Here is a 16,952-nt window from a genome sequence, read left to right as displayed (position 1 = left end):
CCAACGATTGGCCGATTCGTGATTTCCTGAAAGGGTGACCCAGTCAGTGCCCGCCGCAGGCGGCGAACCGCTCAGCGAGCCGGCGCACCCGCGCCTGGCTCTGCGGACCTCGCTCGCCCGGTTGTCGGTGCGGCCGCGTTCGATCCTGCTGCTGTCGCTCGTCCCGCTGCTCGCGCTCGTCTTCGGTGTCGTCGGCTGGCTGCTCGACTGGCGGCTCGGCGTGGACAGCGCGGTGTACCGGGCGGGGGCGATCACGCTCCTGCACGGCGAACCGCTCTACGACGCGAACACCCTGCCGCCCGAGCCGTGGTGGGCGCTGCTGCCGTTCACCTACCCGCCGACGGCCGCGCTGCTGTTCGTGCCGCTGGCGATCCTGCCGGTCCAGATCGCCTGGGGTGTGCTGACCGCGATCTCGGTGCTGGCGATGGCGCTCGTGGTGCGGGTGGCGATCGGCTCGCTGCCGACCCCGCCCGCCGTCCGCCGCTGGTGGTCCTCGCCGGCCCGCGCGACGCTGCTGTTCTCGCTGGTCATGCTCGGTCTCGAGCCGGTCTGGCGGACGATCTTCCTCGGCCAGATCAACCTGATCCTGATGGCCGTCGTCGTGCTCGACGTCCTCGTGATCACCACCCGCAATTCCCGCTGGGGCGGGGTGCTGGTCGGCATCGCCTCGGCGGTGAAGCTGACGCCGCTGGTGTTCGTCGCGCACCTGTTCCTGACCGGCCGCCGCCGCGAGGCGTTCCGCGCGTTCGGCGTGTTCCTCGGCCTGCAGCTGCTGATGCTGGCGCTGATCCCGGGCGACACGATCCGCTACTGGACCAAGACGATCTCCGACACCGGCCGCATCGGCCCGGTGCACTGGGCGGGCAACCAGTCGCTGAACGGCCTGATGAACCGGCTCACCGACCTCGCGCCGTGGGCGTCGAAGGCGGCGCTCGGCGTCGCGGCGCTGCTGGCGATCCCGGCCGTGTGGCTGATGCTGCGGTTCCACCGCCGCGGGCAGGCGCTGGCGGCCCTGCTGGTCACCGCGTTCTTCGGGCTGCTGGCCTCGCCGATTTCGTGGTCGCACCACTGGGTCTGGGCCGTGCCGCTGATCGTGCTGCTGGTGTCCCGGCTGCCGCAGGCCACGCTCGCGAACGCGTGGAAGCGCTGGGTCGCCACCGGCGCGGTGGTCGCGGTGTTCATCAGCTGCGTGCTGCTGGCGCTGCCCAACGGGCGCAACATCGAGCTGCACTGGAAGTTCTGGCAGACCGTGCTCGGCAACGCCTACATCCTCACGCCGCTGGTCCTGACGGTGGTGCTGGTGACGCGTTGGGCACTCCAGCGCCGGCGGGAGCGGGCGCGTGACGACGTTGCGGTCCCGGGCTGAGCCCGCACTCGTCGGCGTCCTCGTCCTGGGCGCGTTCGCGGCCGGGGTGGCCGTCTGGCTCGCGGGCTGGCACCTGGGCGCGGACAGCGCGGTCTACCGCGCCGGCGCGCTGACCTTCCTGCAGGGCGACGCGGTCTACACCCCGGAGCGGCTGACCACGCTGCCGTCGTGGGTGTCGCTGCCGTTCACCTACCCGCCCGCGGCGGCGTTGCTGTTCGTCCCGCTCACCGCGCTGCCCAGCGGACTGACCTGGGGCGTGCTGGCCGCGACGTCGGTGTTGTCGCTCGCCGTGGTGGTCCGCGTGAGCGGGCGGTTCCGTGGCTGGGCGGTCGCCGGGCTGACGGTGGGGGCGCTGGCGCTGGAGCCGGTCTGGAAGACGATCTTCCTCGGCCAGATCAACCTGGTGTTGCTCGCGCTGGTCGTGGTCGACGTGCTGGTGCTGGCCGGCTCGCGCTGGTCCGGCGTGCTGATCGGCGTCGCGGCCGCGGTGAAGCTGACGCCGCTGATCTTCGTGGCGCACCTGTTCGTCACCGGCCGGTGGCGCGACGGCCTGCGTGCGCTGGCCACGTTCGCCGGGCTCCAGGCCGTGATGTTCGTGCTGATGCCCGGCGACGCCGCGCGGTACTGGGCCGAGGCCGCGTTCGACCCGCACCGCGTCGGCGGGGTGTCCTGGATCTTCAACCAGTCGCTCGGCGGGCTGGTGAACCGGCTCTCGCACGAGGCGTCCTGGTCGACGGCGGTCGCGCTGGGCGTCGGGGCGGTGCTCGCGGTGCCCGCGGTGTGGCTGGTCCGGCGGCTGCACCGGCGTGGCGAGACGCTGGCCGCGCTGCTGGTGACCGCGTTCTTGGGGCTGCTGGTCTCGCCGGTGTCGTGGTCGCACCACTGGGTGTGGGCGGTGCCGCTGATCGTGCTGCTCGCGTCGAAGGCGCGCTGGGTGTGGGCGGGCCTGGTGGCCGCGTTCTTCGCCAGCTGCGTGGTGATGCTGGTGCCCAACGGCGGCGACACCGAGTTCGGGTGGGGGCCGGAGCTGTTCGTGCCCGGCAACGCGTACGTGCTGGCCGCCGCGCTGGGAATCCTCGGGCTGGCGGCCCGTGAGCTGCGTCTCGCCGTAATCTAGAGCCGTTATGGACAAGCGCACAGGTCTCCCGGTCGTCGGGATGGTGGGCGGCGGCCAGCTCGCCCGGATGACACATCAGGCCGCGATTTCGCTGGGACAGTCGCTCCGGGTCCTCGCGATCGACGAGAACGACGCCGCCGGCCTGGTCGCCGGGCAGGTCCAGATCGGTCACCACACCGACCTCGACGCGCTGCGCGAGTTCGCCAAGACCGTCGACGTGGTCACCTTCGACCACGAGCACGTCCCGTGGGAGCACCTGTTCGCGCTGGTCAACGAGGGCTTCACGGTGCGGCCGGGGCCGGACGCGCTGGCGTTCGCGCAGAACAAGCTGGTGATGCGCGACCACCTGTCGGCCACCGGCTTCCCGTGCCCGCCGTACGCCGAGGTGTCCGAAGTGGAGGACCTCCTCAAGTTCGGCGCCGAGCACGGCTGGCCGGTCGTGCTGAAGGCGGCCACCGGCGGCTACGACGGCCGTGGCGTGTGGATGGTCGAGTCCGACGCCGAGGCGCGCACGCTGGTGCCCGAGCTGCTCGCCGCGGGCACCGAGCTGCTGGTCGAGCAGCGCGTCGCCATGAAGCGGGAGTTGTCCGCGCTGGTCGCCCGCTCGCCGTTCGGGCAGGGCGCGGCCTGGCCGGTCGTGGAGACGGTGCAGGACAACGGCATCAACACCGAGGTGCTGGCGCCCGCGCCGGGCCTGACCTCGCGGCAGGTGCACGAGGCGCAGGAGCTGGCGCTGCGGCTGGCGAACGAGCTGAACGTGGTCGGCATCCTGGCGGTCGAGCTGTTCGAGACCGACGGCGGCCTGTTGATCAACGAGCTGGCGATGCGGCCGCACAACTCCGGCCACTGGACGATGGACGGCTCGGCCACCTCGCAGTTCGAGCAGCACGTGCGCGCGGTCCTGGACTACCCACTGGGCGTGACCGACCTGATCGCGCCGACGGTGATGGCCAACGTCCTCGGCGCGCCGGAAACGCCGCGGATGGCGCCCGACGAGCGGCTGCACCACCTGTTCGCGCGCTTCCCGGACGCGCGCGTGCACCTCTACGGCAAGGGCGAGCGGCCCGGCCGCAAGCTCGGGCACGTCAACTTCGTCGGCGGCGACCTGGACAACCTGCGGACCCGCGCCAAGCTGGCCGCGCACTGGCTGTCGCACGCCGAATGGCCCGACGGCTACGACATCCACTGAGAGGAAGACGCGTGACCGACGTCGGCGTGATCATGGGCAGCGACTCCGACTGGCCCGTGCTCGAAGCGGCCGGGACGGCGCTGGACGAGTTCGGCGTGTCCTACGAGGTCGGCGTGTACTCCGCGCACCGGACCCCGCAGCGGATGCTCGACTACGCGCGCAGCGCGGCGGACCGCGGCATCAAGGTGATCATCGCCGGCGCCGGGGGAGCCGCGCACCTGCCCGGCATGGTCGCCTCGGCGACAGTGCTGCCGGTGATCGGCGTGCCGGTCCCGCTGAAGTACCTGGACGGCATGGACTCGCTGCTGTCGATCGTGCAGATGCCGGCCGGCGTGCCGGTGGCGACGGTCTCGATCGGCGGCGCCCGCAACGCCGGGCTGCTGGCCGTGCGGATCCTGGCCGCGCAGGACCCGGCGCTGCGGGAGAAGATGGCCGCCTTCCAGGCCGACCTCGAACAGCTGGTCCTCGACAAGGACGCCAAGCTCCAGGAGAAGCTCCCCTCGCAGAAATGAAATTTGCGGGACGCTGCGGGTGGCGGAACCTCAGAAGCCCCCTCGCTGTGGGATCGCCTCCTCATGAACGCCGGTTCACCACGTCGGCGCTGTCCTCGCGAGGGGGCTCCTGAGAACCCGCGGCGGTGCCGGCTGCGTGGGTGGTGAAAGCGGTGCTGCCGTGGAGTAGTTGGTCCTAGCTCGCGTTGTACTGCTTCGCGATGAAGGCCGCCGCCTGGTCGACGCTGCCGTCCCGGGCGTAGCTCAGGTGGCCGTAGCCCGGTCCGGTGCCCGTGCCGCCGCAGACGTTGTCGCCGCGGTTGCAGAACTCCAGTGACTTCGGGCCGTAGGTCGGGCTGGCCGTCTTGATCGTCTGCCCGTACAGGCCGAGCGGGTTGCCGAACGCGATCACCGCGACCACTCGCGGCGCCAGCTCGGTGGGGATGGTCTGCCCGGTGCCGAGGTAGGTCCGGATGCCGATCGCGATGTCGGTGACGCTCGCGCCCTGCGAGTAGCCGCCGATCGCGAACTTGGTGTCCGGGCACGCGGCCGCGGTGGACTTGATGTGGTTGCTCATGTCGGTGGCGCCGGGGCCGGCGCTGGTCTGGTCGTAGCTCGCGGCGTAGTCGACCGCGTAGGACGACACTGACGCCGAGGACAGCGCCGACTTCACGTCGGACACCAGCGGCGTGCCGGTGATGCCGAGGCCGGGCGCCTCGCCGCTGCCGCGGGCGAAGACGATCTCCAGGTCGGAGCACGCGGCCGCGCTGGTGGCGGCGGACGCGGTGCCGACCGTCGCGGTGCCGGCCAGCCCGACGACGGCGCAGGCGAGCAGGGTCAGTTTGCGAAGTCTGTTGTGGACCATTCACCGAGTGTCCCGCCATCGTGTTGGCAGGGCATCGGTGAAATCACCAGTGTCGGTGAACTCCCGGTCGGTCCGGTTTCCGGCGGGTACCCGGCGATCATGGAGTTCTCGCGCCGCACGCTGGGCATGTTCGCCGCATCCGCCGGGTTCGTCCGGGTCGAGCCGCCCGCGGCGCGAGCACCCGTCGGGCTGGTGCTGTCGCACGAGCAGTTTCCGACAGCCCGGCTGCTGGACTTCGCGCGGCAGGCGGAGGCGGCGGGCTTCGCGTTCGTCTGGGCCAGCGACCACCTGCAGCCGTGGCAGGACAACCAGGGGCACTCGATGTTCCCGTGGCTCACGCTCGCCCTGGTCGGCGAGCGCACGCGGCGGGTCACGTTCGGCTCCGGCGTGACCTGCCCGAGCTACCGGCACCACCCCACCGAGGTCGCGCAAGCGTTTGCCTCCCTCGAACTGCTGGCGCCGGGACGGACGTTCCTCGGGCTCGGCACCGGCGAGGCGGTCAACGAGCAGGCGGGCACCGGCCAGTACGGCCGCTACGCCGAGCGGCACGACCGGCTGGTCGAGGCGATCACGCTGATCCGGCGGTTGTGGACGGGGGAGCGGGTCACCTTCCGCGGCCGGTTCTTCTCGACCGACCAGCTCAAGCTGTACGACCTGCCGTCGAAACCGCCGCCGGTGTACGTGGCCGCGCAGGGCCCGAAGAGCGCGCGGCTGGCCGGCCAGTACGGCGACGGCTGGATCACCCAGGCCGGGGCCTCCCTCGACCCGGCGCTGCGGGACGCGTTCGCGGCCGGCGCGCGGGCGGCGGGGAAGAACCCGGACACGATGCCGAAGTGGGCGGAGCTGTTCGCGGTGGTCGGCGACCAGCGTGAGATCGACCTGGCCGCGCAGCGGTGGCGGTTCACGGTCAACCCGGCCGACCTGCCCAATCCGGAGGCGATCCAGGAGGCCGCCCAGGCGACGCCGCTGGCGGAGGTGGCAGGCCGCTGGGCGGTGGGCACCGATCCGGCGGTGCACGTCGCCGCGGTGCGGAAGCTGCTCGACGCGGGCGTGACGCCGTTCCTGCACTTCCCGCAGGAGGACCCGGGCGTGGCGATCGAGTTCTACCGCGCCCGGGTCCTGCCGGTGCTCTAGAGCTGCTGCCGCAGCTCGCGCTTGAGGATCTTGCCCGCCGCCGACACCGGGATCTCGTCGACGAACCGCAGCTCCCGGATCCGCTTGTAGGGCAGGACGTTGTCGTTGACCGCGGACAGGATCTCCGCCTCGGTCACGTTCTCCGCCGCCCGCACGACGAAGGCCACCGGCAGCTCGCCGACGTCGTCCTGCTTGCGCCCGACGACGGCCGCCGCCGCGACGCCGGGGTGCGCGATGAGCAGCTCCTCCAGCTCGCGCGGGTACACGTTGTACCCCTTGTACAGCAGCATGTCCTTCTTGCGGTCCACAATGGACAGGTAGCCGTCCTTGTCCAGCACGCCGATGTCGCCGGTGTGCAGCCAGCCGTCCACCAGCACGGCGGCGGTCTCGTCGGGCCGGTTGTGGTAGCCCGCCATCACCTGCGGCCCGCGGATGCACACCTCGCCCTGCTCGCCCTCGGGCACCGGGTCCTCGCCGCCCTCCAGCGGCACGATCTTGACCTCGGTGTCGAACACCGGCACGCCCACCGATCCCTGCTTGCGCAGGCCGGACCGGAACGCCGGGTTGATCGTGGCGCCCATGGTGACCTCGGTGAGGCCGTAGCCCTCGCTGATCACCGCGTCCGGGAACCGCGCGGCCAGCGCCTTCAGCATCTCGTGCGGCAGCGGCGCGGCGCCGGAGCTGATGCCCCGCACGCTCGACAGGTCGCGCGTGGCCAGGTCCGGGCTGGCCAGCAGGGCCGCGAACAGGGCGGGCGCGCCGCCGATCGAGGTGACCCGCAGGCGTTCGGCGTCGGCGAGGTAGGCGACCGGGTCGAAGCGGTCGTGCAGCGTGGTGGACCCGCCGCTCATCACCGGGACGTTGAGCCCGCCGATCGTGCCCATCGCGTGGAACCACGGCGTGAGGTTGATGCCCGAGCCGGTGCCCAGCCGGGTCGGCCACTCGTCCGGGCTGCCGATCTGGTCGAGGGTGAGGTCGCCGTCGTCGTCCAGCGCCGGCAGCGAGCCGGTGCCCCAGCAGGCGTACTGCAGTGTGTTGACCACGACGTTGCGGTGCGGCAGCCGCACGCCCTTCGACCGGCCGGTCGTGCCGCCGGTGTAGGAGAGGTGCGCGAGGTGGGTCCGGGTGTCGATGTCCAGCTCGGGGCGGGTGTCCGGCTGGTCGGCGAGGAACGCCTGGAACTCCACCTGGTCGTCGGCGAGGTCGTCCGGCGCGACGACCACGACCAGCTCGACGGCGGTCTGCGCGCGCACCGCGGTGAGGACCGGAGCGACCTTGCCGAGCGTGACCACGGCGACGGCGCCGGAGTCGGCGAGCTGGTGGGCGAGGTCCGCGGGCGGCAGCAGCGGGTTCGCCGGGGTGAAGGTCGCGCCGGCGAGCAGGATCCCGTAGTAGGCGATCGGGTAGGGGAGGCAGTTGGGCAGGTGGATGGCGACGGTCGCGCCCGGCCCGATGCCCCGGGACCGGAGCGCGTTGGCGAACCGGCACGCGGCGCCGTAGGTCTGGGCGTAGGTGAGGGAGCGGTCGTGGTGGGTGAACGCGGTTCGGTCGCCGTAGCGCTTCGCGGCGCCGGCCAGGATGGACCCGGCGGGGACGTCGGGGTACTCCAGCGATCTCGGGAAGTGGGGCGGCCATGACCCAGCAGCAGTGATCGGCATCACCCCACCATAGGGCGAAGGTGCGGCCCAGAACACAATTCCGGCTGGTGAACGACTACTAACATGGACGGCGGACTTCTTACCCGTGCGAGGAAAGGTGACGAAGGTGTCGGAGACCCCGGGCCTCTACCAGCTGGCCGAGGAGCACGAGGAGCTGCGTGCTGCCGTGCGTGCGCTGGCGGAGAAGGAGATCGCACCTTACGCCGCCGAGGTGGACGAACAGGAGCGGTACCCGGTCGAGGCTCTGCGGGCGCTGAACGCCTCGGGCTTCAACGCGGTGCACATCCCCGACGAGTACGAGGGGCAGGGTGCGGACGCGATCGCGGCGTGCATCGTGATCGAGGAGGTCGCGCGGGTCGATGCGTCGGCGTCGCTGATCCCGGCGGTGAACAAGCTGGGGACGCAGCCGATCATCCTGTCGGCGTCGGATGAGCTGAAGAAGCTGGTGCTGCCGGAGATCGCGGCCGGCGCGACGGCGTCGTACGGGTTGTCGGAGCGGGAGGCCGGTTCGGACACCGCGTCGATGCGCACGCGGGCACGGCTGGACGGTGACCACTGGGTGCTGAACGGGACGAAGGCGTGGATCACCAACGCCGGCGAGTCGACGTGGTACACGGTGATGGCGGTGACCGACCCGGACGCGCCGAAGAAGTCGAACGGGATTTCGGCGTTCGTGGTGCACAAGGACGACCCGGGCTTCTCGGTCGGCCCCAAGGAGAAGAAGCTTGGCATCAAGGGTTCGCCGACGCGGGAGATCTACTTCGAGAACTGCACGATCCCGGCGGACCGGATTATCGGCGAGCCGGGCACCGGGCTGAAGACGGCGCTGCGCACGCTGGACCACACGCGCCCGACGATCGGGGCGCAGGCGCTGGGCATCGCGCAGGGCGCTCTGGACGCGGCGGTTGCGTACGTGAAGGAGCGCAAGCAGTTCGGTAAGGCGATCGGTGAGTTCCAGGGCGTGCAGTTCATGCTGGCGGACATGGGCACGAAGATCGAGGCCGCCCGGCACCTCGTGTACGCCTCCGCGGCAGCCACCGAACGCGGCGACGCGCGTGCTGGATTCATGGCCTCGGCGGCGAAGTCCTACGCCTCGGACGTGGCGATGTCGGTGACGACGGACGCGGTGCAGCTCTTCGGCGGCGCCGGCTACACCCGCGACTTCCCGGTGGAACGCATGATGCGCGACGCGAAGATCACGCAGATCTACGAGGGCACGAACCAGATCCAGCGCATGGTGATGGCGCGGGCTCTGTTGAAGGGCTGATTCCCGGGGTTTTTGGCGCGGCGTCCGGGCGTTGGCTCGGGCGCCGCGTTTTTTTTGTGGCCTTTTCGTGGTGCTAGGAGCGCCTCGGCCGGCTTGTCCGCCATGTGCGCCTGCTCACGCGTTCATGTCCAGAATGTGGGTTTTTCACAAGTTGCTCACCTGCTTCCGGTACCGTCGACCCCACTAGTTGAAACTTCAACCAGAATGGGGAGCTGCGATGTACGACCGGGTCAAGGACGTGGCGTTGTTGATCGGCCGGGTGGCGGTGGGTGTGGTCTTCCTCGCGCACGGCCTGCAGAAGTGGGACACCGGCCTGGACGGGGTCACGAACATGATGAGCGGCATCGGCGTGCCGCTGCCCACCCTGTCCGCGCTCTTCCTCATCGTCGTCGAGACCGTCGGCGCGGTCGCGTTCATCCTCGGCGCCGCGCTGCCCGTGCTGGGGGTGCTGTTCGCCGTGGACATGGTCGGCGCGATCTTCTGGGTGCACCTCGACGCGGGCCTGACCGGCCAGGGCGGCTACGAACTCGTGCTCGTCCTCGGCGCGGCCGCCCTCGCGCTCGGGTTCAACGGCGGGCGCCTCTCGCTCGACCACCTGCTCGTCGGGCGGCGCCGGGCCCGCAAGGCCGAACTGCAGACCGCCTAAGCGAGCAGGTCGACCGTCGTCCGCTCGGCGGCCCTGCGGTCGTCCAGCTTCGACGCGTCCGAATTGGAGATCTGCACTAGGTGGGCGCCCGCTGACAACGGGGTCAGCAGGCCGCCCAGCACACCCTCCGGCACGCTCCACTCCACAGTGGACAGCACGCGCGCGCCGGAACCCAGTGCGCCTGCCCGGGAACGCGCCTCCGCCAGCACCTCGTCCACAGTGGACCCGGCGAGCGCCGGGGTGTCACCGGCGATCGGGATCATCGGGCTGAAGTCGTCGCCGTACGCGCGCGCCTCGTTGAGGTAGTCCAGCGCGCCCGGCACCGGCGCGGTCAGCCCGCGGCCCATCGGGTCCAGCGCCACCACCGCCGTCGACTCGGCCCCCGCGCCCGAACCGCCCGGCGCCACGAACGCCACCCGCGCCCCGGCCGGCGACGCGACCACCTCCGCGCCGCACCACCACGCGCCCAGCAGCACGCCCGCCGTCTGCCAGTGCGCGGGCAGCACCACGGCCACCGGGTCGCCCGGCTCCACGTCGAACTCCTCGACCAGCCAGTTCGCCGTCTTCGCCGCCCAGTTCGCGGTGGTCGCCACCGACAGTTCGACCCGGGTGCCCGCCGCGTCGTCGTAGTGGGTGATCAGCGGCTTCCCCGGCTGCGCGAGCAGGGGGCGGAACAACGCGTCGGTCAGGCTCACGCCGCCGATTCTGCCTCCCGGACCGCCCCCGATCACGGCCGGGTGGTCGCGCGAGGTGAAGCGTCCGGTGACGGCGTGGTCGGGTGCGTGACGGCCGGGGGCGGCACTGTGCTCGGCGTGACGGCCCGCACCACCGGGTCCGCGGGCCGGACCGGTTCGCCGGGTCCGGTGCCGTAGGCCGCGACCACCACGCCCACCACGATCGCGGCGCTGCCCACGGCGCTCGCCACGATCGCCGCCGCGCGTCTGCGGGCGCGGATCCGCGACCCCCGGCTGATCACGTCGCCGGCGTCGAAGATCACCGGCGGTCCGTCACCGACCTCGCGGAACAGGGCCCGGATGTCGTCGTCGCGCATGTTCACCTCCCCTCCATGGGAAACGCCGGCAGGTGCTGCCGGAGGGTGGCCAGCCCACGGGCGGCCTGGCTCTTCACCGTGCCCGCGGAGCAGCGCAGCGTCCGGGCGGTCTCGTCGACCGAGAGGTCGTTGAAGTAGCGCAGGACCAGCACCGCGCGCTGCCTCGGCGGGACCGCCGCAAGCGCGTCGGCCAGGACGACGCTCTGCTCCACGTCGGGCTCGGGCGACAGCGGTTCCGGCGGGGCGTCCGTCAGGTGCTCACGCCGGAACCGGACGCGCCGGTTCTCCGCGAGGAAGGTGCGCACCACGACGCGCCGGGCGTAGGCGTCCAGCGCGTCGTGGTGGGACAGCCGCGGCCAGGCGAGGTACAGCTTGAGCAGCGCGGCCTGCGCCAGGTCCTCCGCCCGGTGCCAGTCGTGGCACAGCAGGTAGGCGGTGGTGCGCAGGGCGCGGGCGCTGCGGGCGAAGTACGCGCTGAACTCGCCGTCCCACGGTGCGGACGAGCGGCTCACCTACGGCGCGGCCGTCGGGACCACCGTGGGGGCCGGCTTGGTCGTGTGCCGCGGCGGGCCGCCCGGGTTCGTGGGCTGCTTGGCCACCGGCGCCGGCTGGGTGGTGGGCTGCTCGGCCACCGGCGCCGGCTGGGCGGTGGGCTGCTCGGTCACCGGGGCCGGCCTCGTCGTGGGCGGGACGGGCGCGGCGGTGGGCCGCTCGGTCCCCGGAGCGGCCGTCGGCAGGTCCCCTGGCGTGGTCAGCGCCGGCGGCGCCGGTTCCGGCGTGCCCGGCTTGGTCGTGAGCTGCGTGGTCCCGGCGGCAGGCGACGGACTGGCCGGAACGGGCTGCGGCGTGTCGGCGGTGGCCGCGGCCACCGCCAGTGAACCACCCAGCAGTGCCGCGCCTGCGGCGATGGCGCCGGCCACCACGGTTCGGATGCGCATGAGTCTCCTCGGCAGGCGACGCCACCCCGGTGGCGGCGTCTCTGCCCTCACTCATGCGGTCTGCGGTCCGTTCGGTTGCACCGATCCGGTGATCAGTTCACACACGTCACGCCGGCGGGCACCGCCTGCACCGCGGCCGCGCCCGATGACGCCCCGCCGCCCGATCCGGCGCTCCGCCCGGCCAGGCCCGCGAAGAACTGCCGCACCGCGACCGGGTCGACCTCCACGATGCTCTGCTCGCCGTCGGGGCTGCGGCCGTCGATCCTGACCACCGGGATGGTCGTGAACGTGACGTCCCCGGAGGCCAGGCCCTTGGCCTTGTCCGCGAACTGCAGCAGGTCGAAATCCGGGTCGAGCACCAGCGACCGGTGCAGCGCGTCGGTCAGCTCGCCGAGCGTGCCGGGGTTCGCCAGCACCCCGGCCGACAGCACCTTGTGCAGCGCCGAGGACAGGAACGCCTGCTGCCGCACGATCCGGTCCAGGTCCCCGCGCGGCAGGTTCTTCCGCTGCCGCACGAACGACAACGCCTCGCCGCCGGACACGGTCTGCACCCCGGCCCGGAAGTCGGCGCCGGAGTCCTTGTCCTCGGTGGCGTGGTTCAGGCACACCTCGACGCCGCCGAGGGCCTCGGTGATCAGGTAGAACCCGAGCAGGTTGACCTCCGCGTAGTGGTCGACCCGCACCTGGGTGAAGTCCTGCACGGCCTGCACCAGCGCCTGCCGCCCGGCCTGGTCGGAGTCGCGCTCGACCCCGGCCGCGTCGCGCCTGCCCGAGCGCCGCAGTTCGTCGGCCTTCGCCTGCTTCGCGACGCCGTACACCGAGTTGATCTTGCCCTGGCCGCCGCGCGGCACGTCTATCCAGGTGTCCCGCGGGATCGACACCGCGTACGGCTTCGCGCCGTTCTTCGGGAGCCGCACGATGATGACCGTGTCGGTGTTGACGCCGCTGGTCTGCTCGGTGCGCAGCGTCTTGAGCACCTGCAGCGGCAGCGCGTTGCCCTGCATGTCCGTCCGGGCGTCCGCGCCGACCAGCAGGATGTCGTCCGCGCCGTCGTCCGCGGGCGGCGCCGGCTTGTCGTCCGGCAGGTCGAGGGCGTCCGTGGTGTGCACGTTGCCCTGCACCTCGTGGTAGGTCGCCCACGCGTACCCGGTCGCTGCCAGCGCGAACACCGACACGAGCGCGATCAGCGTCTTCCCGGTGGCCCGGAACGGGTGGCGACGGCGGCGCGGGGCCTGCTCGGCTCGCGGCTCGTCGGCCGGGGCCGTCGACCGCGGGAACGGCGTCGGTTTCGGCTCGTCGTCGTCCATCCCCGTGGTCTCCCCCCTCATCAGCCCCTGGGGACCAGGTTAAGGCACCGGGACGTCAGTTCACACAGGGCACGTCGCCCGCCGTGATGGGCGGCGGCGCGGGGGAGGACGAGGTCAGGGCCGGTGAGCTGGGCGGCGGCGCCGCGGACGAGCTCGCCCGGCGGCTCGAGGTGGGCGGCTTGCTGGACGCCGACGACGTGGGCGCGACCGAGGAGGACGTCCGCTCGCTGCCGTCGGACGTGAGCTGGTCGACGAACGCGTGCACGGCCTGCGGGTCGACCCGCACGACGTCCGCGCCGCCGATGACCGCGTTGCCGACCACCGGGATGGTGCGGAACTCGATGTTGCCGCCGTTGAGCCCGCGCATCTGGGCCGCGAACTCCGGCAGGTCCCAGTTGTCCGACAGCACGACGGACTTCTTCACGGCCGTGATCACGTCGGAGAGCTTGCCGGGGTTGGCCAGCACGTCGCGGGAGAGCATCTTGCGGGCCAGCCCGGACAGGAAAGCCTGCTGCCGCCCGATGCGGTCCAGGTCGCCGCCCGGCAGGTCGTAGCGCTGCCGCACGAACGCCAGCGCCTGCACGCCTTCCACGGTCTGCCGCCCGGCGGGCAGGTCGACGCCGGACTTGCGCTCCCGCACGGGCGCCTTCAGGCACACCTCGACGCCGCCGAGGGCCTTCGTCACCTCGTAGAAGCTCGCGAGGTTCACCTCGGCGTAGCGGTCGATCATGCCCGGCTTGCCGATGAACGTCTCCAGCGTGGCGATCAGGTTCTTGCGGCCGGCGACCTTGGCCTGCTCGTCGGCTGACTTCAGGTCGGCGCCCTGCTGCTGGAGCTCCTTGAACCGATCGTTGTAGGCGTAGACGAACGCGCCGTTGAGCTTGTGCTTGCCGAACCCGCCCGCCAGCTCGACCCACGAGTCGCGCGGGAACGAGATCGCCACCGCGCGGCGCCCGTCCTGCGGGATGTGCACGAGGATCATGGTGTCGGTCTGCTTCTCGCCGTCGGACTCGCCGGCGTGCAGCATGTCCAGCACCTCGCGCGGCAGCGGGTTGCCCTGCGCGTCGGTGCGGCTGTCCATGCCGACCAGCAGGATGTCCACCGCGCCGTCGAGCGGGACCGCGTGCAGCTCCTCGTCGTCGAAGACCTGGGTGGTGGACAGGCCCGAGTTCGGGTCGCCGATGAACTGCCAGCCGTACCAGGTGACGGTGAGCACCGCGACCGACACGAGCGCGACCACGAGTTTGCCGCCCCGGCGCGCGACGATCGCGATACGGTTGCGCCGCCGTCTGGGAGACGGGATGGGCCGCGCGGGCCACGTGACCTCGTCCGCGGCGTCCAGGCGGGTGGTAAGCCCGTCGGTCACACTCGCTCCCTCCCAGCCCCCGACCCGAGTGAATGCGTCCAGATTACTGTTCGGGTGAGTGAAGCGGTCGTGGGCTGGTCCGTGACGATCTTGAGGAGGAGAAGGCGATGCGGGTCCTGGTGACCGGGGGCGCGGGTTTCATCGGCTCGCACTACGTCCGGCAGGTGCTCTCCGGCGCGTACCCGGCGCTGGCCGACGCCGAGGTGGTGGTGCTCGACAAGCTCACCTACGCGGGCAACGAAGCGAACCTCGCGCCGGTGGCGGACTCGCCGCGGCTGCGGTTCGTGCGCGGCGACATCACCGACGCGCAGGTGGTCGCCGACGTCATGCAAGACGTCGGGCTGGTCGTCCACTTCGCCGCCGAGTCGCATGTGGACCGCTCCATCCTCGGCTCCGCCGACTTCGTGCTGACCAACGTGCTGGGCACGCAGACCCTGTTGCAGGCCGCGCTGGACGCCGGGGTGGACAAGTTCGTGCACGTCTCGACGGACGAGGTGTACGGCTCGATCGAGAGCGGATCGTGGTCGGAAGACCACGTGCTGGAGCCGAATTCGCCGTACTCGGCGTCGAAGGCGTCCTCCGATCTGATCGCGCGGTCCTACTTCCGGACGCACGGGCTTCCCGTGTGCGTGACCCGGTGTTCGAACAACTACGGGCCGTACCAGTTCCCGGAGAAGGTCATCCCGCTTTTCGTTACCAACTTGTTGGACGGCCACACGGTCCCGCTGTACGGCGACGGGCTGAACGTCCGTGACTGGTTGCACGTGGACGATCACTGCGCGGGCATCCAGCTGGTGGCCGATGGCGGCCGTCCGGGGGAGATCTACAACATCGGCGGTGGCACCGAGTTGACCAACCGTGAGCTGACCGAGCGACTGCTGGCCGCGGTCGGGGTCGGCTGGGAGCGGGTCGAGCAGGTCGCCGACCGCAAGGGCCACGACCGGCGGTACTCCGTGGACATCACCAAGATCAGCAGCGAGCTCGGATACGCGCCGAAGGTTTCCTTCGACGCGGGTCTGGCGGATACGGTGCGCTGGTACGCCGACAATCGGGCGTGGTGGGAGCCGTTGAAGCGGCGCGCCGCGCTGGTGGGGAAGTGACGATGCTCAGTGTGCTGGTGCCCGGCGGAACGGGGCAGCTCGGCAGCGCCCTGTCCGCGCTCGCCTCGTCCGACGTGCGCGTGGTCGCGCCGTCCTCGGCCGACCTGGACGTGACGAGCGCCGGTTCGGTGATCGCCGCGGTGAACGCGCTCGCCGCCGAGGCGGCGGAAGCCGGGCGCAGCCCGCTGGTGATCAACGCGGCGGCCTACACGGCGGTCGACGCCGCGGAGACCGACGAGTCGCGGGCGTTCCGGATCAACGCGGACGGCGCCCGGGTGCTCGCCGCGGCCTGCTCGTCCCGGCGGGTACCGCTGATCCACGTGTCCACCGATTACGTCTTCCCCGGCGACTCGTCCCGGCCCTACGAGCCGGAGGACCCGCTGGGCCCGCGCAGCGCGTACGGCCGGACCAAGGCGGCCGGTGAGGACGCCGTGCTCGGTTCGGGGGCGCGGGCCTGGGTGGTGCGCACCGCGTGGGTGTACGGCGCGGGCGGGGCGAACTTCGTGGAAACCATGCGCCGCCTGGAAGGTGAGCGCGACACCGTGTCCGTTGTGGACGATCAGCGTGGGTCGCCGACCTCGTCCGCCGATCTGGCCGCGGGCTTGCTGGACCTGGGCCGGGCGGTGGTGAGCGGGCGTGCGCCCCAGCGGCGGGTGCTGCACTGCACGAACTCCGGGGAGACCACCTGGTACGGCTTCGCGCGGGCGGTCTTCGAGGAACTCGGCGCCGATCCGGAGCGGGTGAAGCCCTGCACGACGGCGGAATTCCCCCGGCCCGCGCCGCGGCCGCCGTACTCCGTGCTGTCCAACGAGGCGTGGCGGCAGGCGGGGCTCACGCCGCTGCGCCCGTGGCGCGAGGCGCTGCACGACTACCTCGCCGGGAAGTAGCCGGCCTCAGCGCGGACGCAGACCGTCGACGATCACCGCGACGATCTTGTGCGCCCGCGCGTCCCACTCCGCCTCCGGCACCCGCGACAGGGCGCCCAGCAGGAGGATGACGTCCGCGGCGTCGACCTCCGCACGCACCTCGCCTGCGGCCTTGCCGCGGTCGAGCACCGTGCCGAGCGCGTCGTCGAGCCGGTGGTGCTGGTCCGCGTAGAGGTCCTGCCACGCCGACGCCTCGATCGCCGCCATGACGCCGCGCTTGACCCGCGCGTACTCGATCAGCCGCTGCATCCAGAGCGTCAGCGCTTCGAGCGGGGCGTGCTCGGCCAGCAGCGGCGCCACGGCGTCCACGAGCTGGGTGAGTTCGTGCCGGTACACCTCGGCCAGCAGGTGCTCGCGGGTCGGGAAGTGCCGGTAGAGGGTGCCCTGGCCGACGCCGGCGGCCTTGGCGACCGCGTGCAGTTTCAGCTCGCCGCTCTCGGAACCGCTCAGTTCGGCCCGCGCGGCCTGGACGATGCGGTCGCGGTTGGCGACCGCGTCCGACCTGCGCTCACGGCTTCCCACGGGACTACC

General features: G+C 71.8%; 18 protein-coding genes. 9 read left to right on the top strand and 9 right to left on the bottom strand.

All coding sequences use genetic code 11. The features are described 5' to 3' along the window. The first annotated feature begins 34 nt into the window (after nucleotides 1-34). From ABZ215_RS12205 to purE, 4 genes are read left to right on the top strand one after another with little or no spacing between them, the layout of a single operon-like run. Complete coding sequence (locus ABZ215_RS12205; protein ID WP_020420999.1) at nucleotides 35-1,366, top strand: glycosyltransferase 87 family protein; 1,332 nt, start codon at nucleotides 35-37, stop codon at nucleotides 1,364-1,366. Beyond that, complete coding sequence (locus tag ABZ215_RS12200; protein ID WP_237338777.1) at nucleotides 1,341-2,483, top strand: glycosyltransferase 87 family protein; 1,143 nt, start codon at nucleotides 1,341-1,343, stop codon at nucleotides 2,481-2,483. Before ABZ215_RS12205 ends, ABZ215_RS12200 begins: the two co-directional genes overlap by 26 nt. Nucleotides 2,484-2,490: 7 nt before the next feature. Then, nucleotides 2,491-3,672, top strand: a complete 1,182-nt coding sequence (locus ABZ215_RS12195) for a 5-(carboxyamino)imidazole ribonucleotide synthase (RefSeq protein ID WP_354949509.1) — start codon at nucleotides 2,491-2,493, stop codon at nucleotides 3,670-3,672. 32 nt (nucleotides 3,673-3,704) lie between these two features. Beyond that, the gene (purE, locus tag ABZ215_RS12190) at nucleotides 3,705-4,184 is read left to right on the top strand and encodes a 5-(carboxyamino)imidazole ribonucleotide mutase (RefSeq protein ID WP_039791803.1); all 480 of its coding nucleotides are present in this window, start codon (nucleotides 3,705-3,707) and stop codon (nucleotides 4,182-4,184) included. A 175-nt stretch (nucleotides 4,185-4,359) separates the two neighbouring features. Here purE and ABZ215_RS12185 read toward each other — a convergent pair whose 3' ends face one another. Continuing rightward, entirely contained in the window at nucleotides 4,360-5,028 is a 669-nt protein-coding gene (locus ABZ215_RS12185; RefSeq protein ID WP_354949508.1) for a cutinase family protein, read from the bottom strand. A gap of 99 nt (nucleotides 5,029-5,127) precedes the next feature. Here ABZ215_RS12185 and ABZ215_RS12180 point away from each other — a divergent pair, with 99 nt between their 5' ends. Next, nucleotides 5,128-6,162 carry a F420-dependent hydroxymycolic acid dehydrogenase gene (locus tag ABZ215_RS12180; protein ID WP_354714157.1) on the top strand — a complete coding sequence of 345 codons (1,035 nt, stop codon included), beginning with the start codon at nucleotides 5,128-5,130 and terminating at the stop codon, nucleotides 6,160-6,162. Here the strand turns inward: ABZ215_RS12180 and ABZ215_RS12175 are convergent. Next, nucleotides 6,159-7,820, bottom strand: coding sequence for an AMP-binding protein (locus ABZ215_RS12175; RefSeq protein WP_354949507.1), 1,662 nt, complete (start codon nucleotides 7,818-7,820; stop codon nucleotides 6,159-6,161). The genes ABZ215_RS12180 and ABZ215_RS12175 overlap by 4 nt on opposite strands. 97 nt (nucleotides 7,821-7,917) lie before the next feature. Here ABZ215_RS12175 and ABZ215_RS12170 point away from each other — a divergent pair, with 97 nt between their 5' ends. Both ABZ215_RS12170 and ABZ215_RS12165 read left to right on the top strand, forming a co-directional pair. Then, the gene (locus ABZ215_RS12170; protein ID WP_354949506.1) at nucleotides 7,918-9,087 is read left to right on the top strand and encodes an acyl-CoA dehydrogenase family protein; all 1,170 of its coding nucleotides are present in this window, start codon (nucleotides 7,918-7,920) and stop codon (nucleotides 9,085-9,087) included. Nucleotides 9,088-9,304: 217 nt separating this feature from the next. Beyond that, entirely contained in the window at nucleotides 9,305-9,733 is a 429-nt protein-coding gene (locus ABZ215_RS12165) for a DoxX family protein (RefSeq protein ID WP_354949505.1), read from the top strand. Here ABZ215_RS12165 and ABZ215_RS12160 read toward each other — a convergent pair. The 6 genes from ABZ215_RS12160 to ABZ215_RS12135 form a co-directional block, all read right to left on the bottom strand. Next, nucleotides 9,730-10,428, bottom strand: a complete 699-nt coding sequence (locus ABZ215_RS12160) for a TIGR03089 family protein (protein ID WP_354949504.1) — start codon at nucleotides 10,426-10,428, stop codon at nucleotides 9,730-9,732. The two genes, ABZ215_RS12165 and ABZ215_RS12160, sit on opposite strands and share 4 nt — an antisense overlap. Before the next feature lie 32 nt (nucleotides 10,429-10,460). After that, nucleotides 10,461-10,784, bottom strand: a complete 324-nt coding sequence (locus ABZ215_RS12155; RefSeq protein ID WP_354949503.1) for a hypothetical protein — start codon at nucleotides 10,782-10,784, stop codon at nucleotides 10,461-10,463. 2 nt (nucleotides 10,785-10,786) lie between these two features. Beyond that, nucleotides 10,787-11,296: a SigE family RNA polymerase sigma factor gene (locus tag ABZ215_RS12150; RefSeq protein ID WP_354949502.1), complete on the bottom strand. Its 510-nt coding sequence runs from the start codon at nucleotides 11,294-11,296 to the stop codon at nucleotides 10,787-10,789. Next, nucleotides 11,297-11,722, bottom strand: coding sequence for a hypothetical protein (locus ABZ215_RS12145; RefSeq protein WP_354949501.1), 426 nt, complete (start codon nucleotides 11,720-11,722; stop codon nucleotides 11,297-11,299). A 92-nt stretch (nucleotides 11,723-11,814) separates the two neighbouring features. Beyond that, a complete protein-coding gene (locus ABZ215_RS12140; RefSeq protein WP_020420985.1) occupies nucleotides 11,815-13,029 on the bottom strand; it encodes an LCP family protein in 1,215 nt (404 codons plus the stop codon). A gap of 55 nt (nucleotides 13,030-13,084) precedes the next feature. Next, a complete protein-coding gene (locus ABZ215_RS12135; protein ID WP_354714168.1) occupies nucleotides 13,085-14,395 on the bottom strand; it encodes an LCP family protein in 1,311 nt (436 codons plus the stop codon). A 107-nt stretch (nucleotides 14,396-14,502) separates the two neighbouring features. Between ABZ215_RS12135 and rfbB the strand changes: the two genes are divergently transcribed. Continuing rightward, nucleotides 14,503-15,495, top strand: a complete 993-nt coding sequence (gene rfbB, locus ABZ215_RS12130) for a dTDP-glucose 4,6-dehydratase (protein ID WP_354949500.1) — start codon at nucleotides 14,503-14,505, stop codon at nucleotides 15,493-15,495. A 2-nt stretch (nucleotides 15,496-15,497) separates the two neighbouring features. Continuing rightward, nucleotides 15,498-16,382: a dTDP-4-dehydrorhamnose reductase gene (rfbD, locus tag ABZ215_RS12125; protein ID WP_354949533.1), complete on the top strand. Its 885-nt coding sequence runs from the start codon at nucleotides 15,498-15,500 to the stop codon at nucleotides 16,380-16,382. Between the two features lie 6 nt (nucleotides 16,383-16,388). Here rfbD and ABZ215_RS12120 read toward each other — a convergent pair whose 3' ends face one another. After that, a complete protein-coding gene (locus ABZ215_RS12120) occupies nucleotides 16,389-16,943 on the bottom strand; it encodes a TetR/AcrR family transcriptional regulator (RefSeq protein ID WP_020420981.1) in 555 nt (184 codons plus the stop codon). Nucleotides 16,944-16,952 lie beyond the last annotated feature (9 nt).

The sequence above is a fragment of the Amycolatopsis sp. NPDC006131 genome (assembly GCF_040614175.1).
In the GTDB taxonomy this organism is placed as follows: Bacteria; Actinomycetota; Actinomycetes; order Mycobacteriales; family Pseudonocardiaceae; genus Amycolatopsis_E; species Amycolatopsis_E tucumanensis.
The sequence above is the reverse complement of the archived record's forward strand: the minus strand, read 5'-3'. Positions and strand labels throughout refer to the sequence as shown.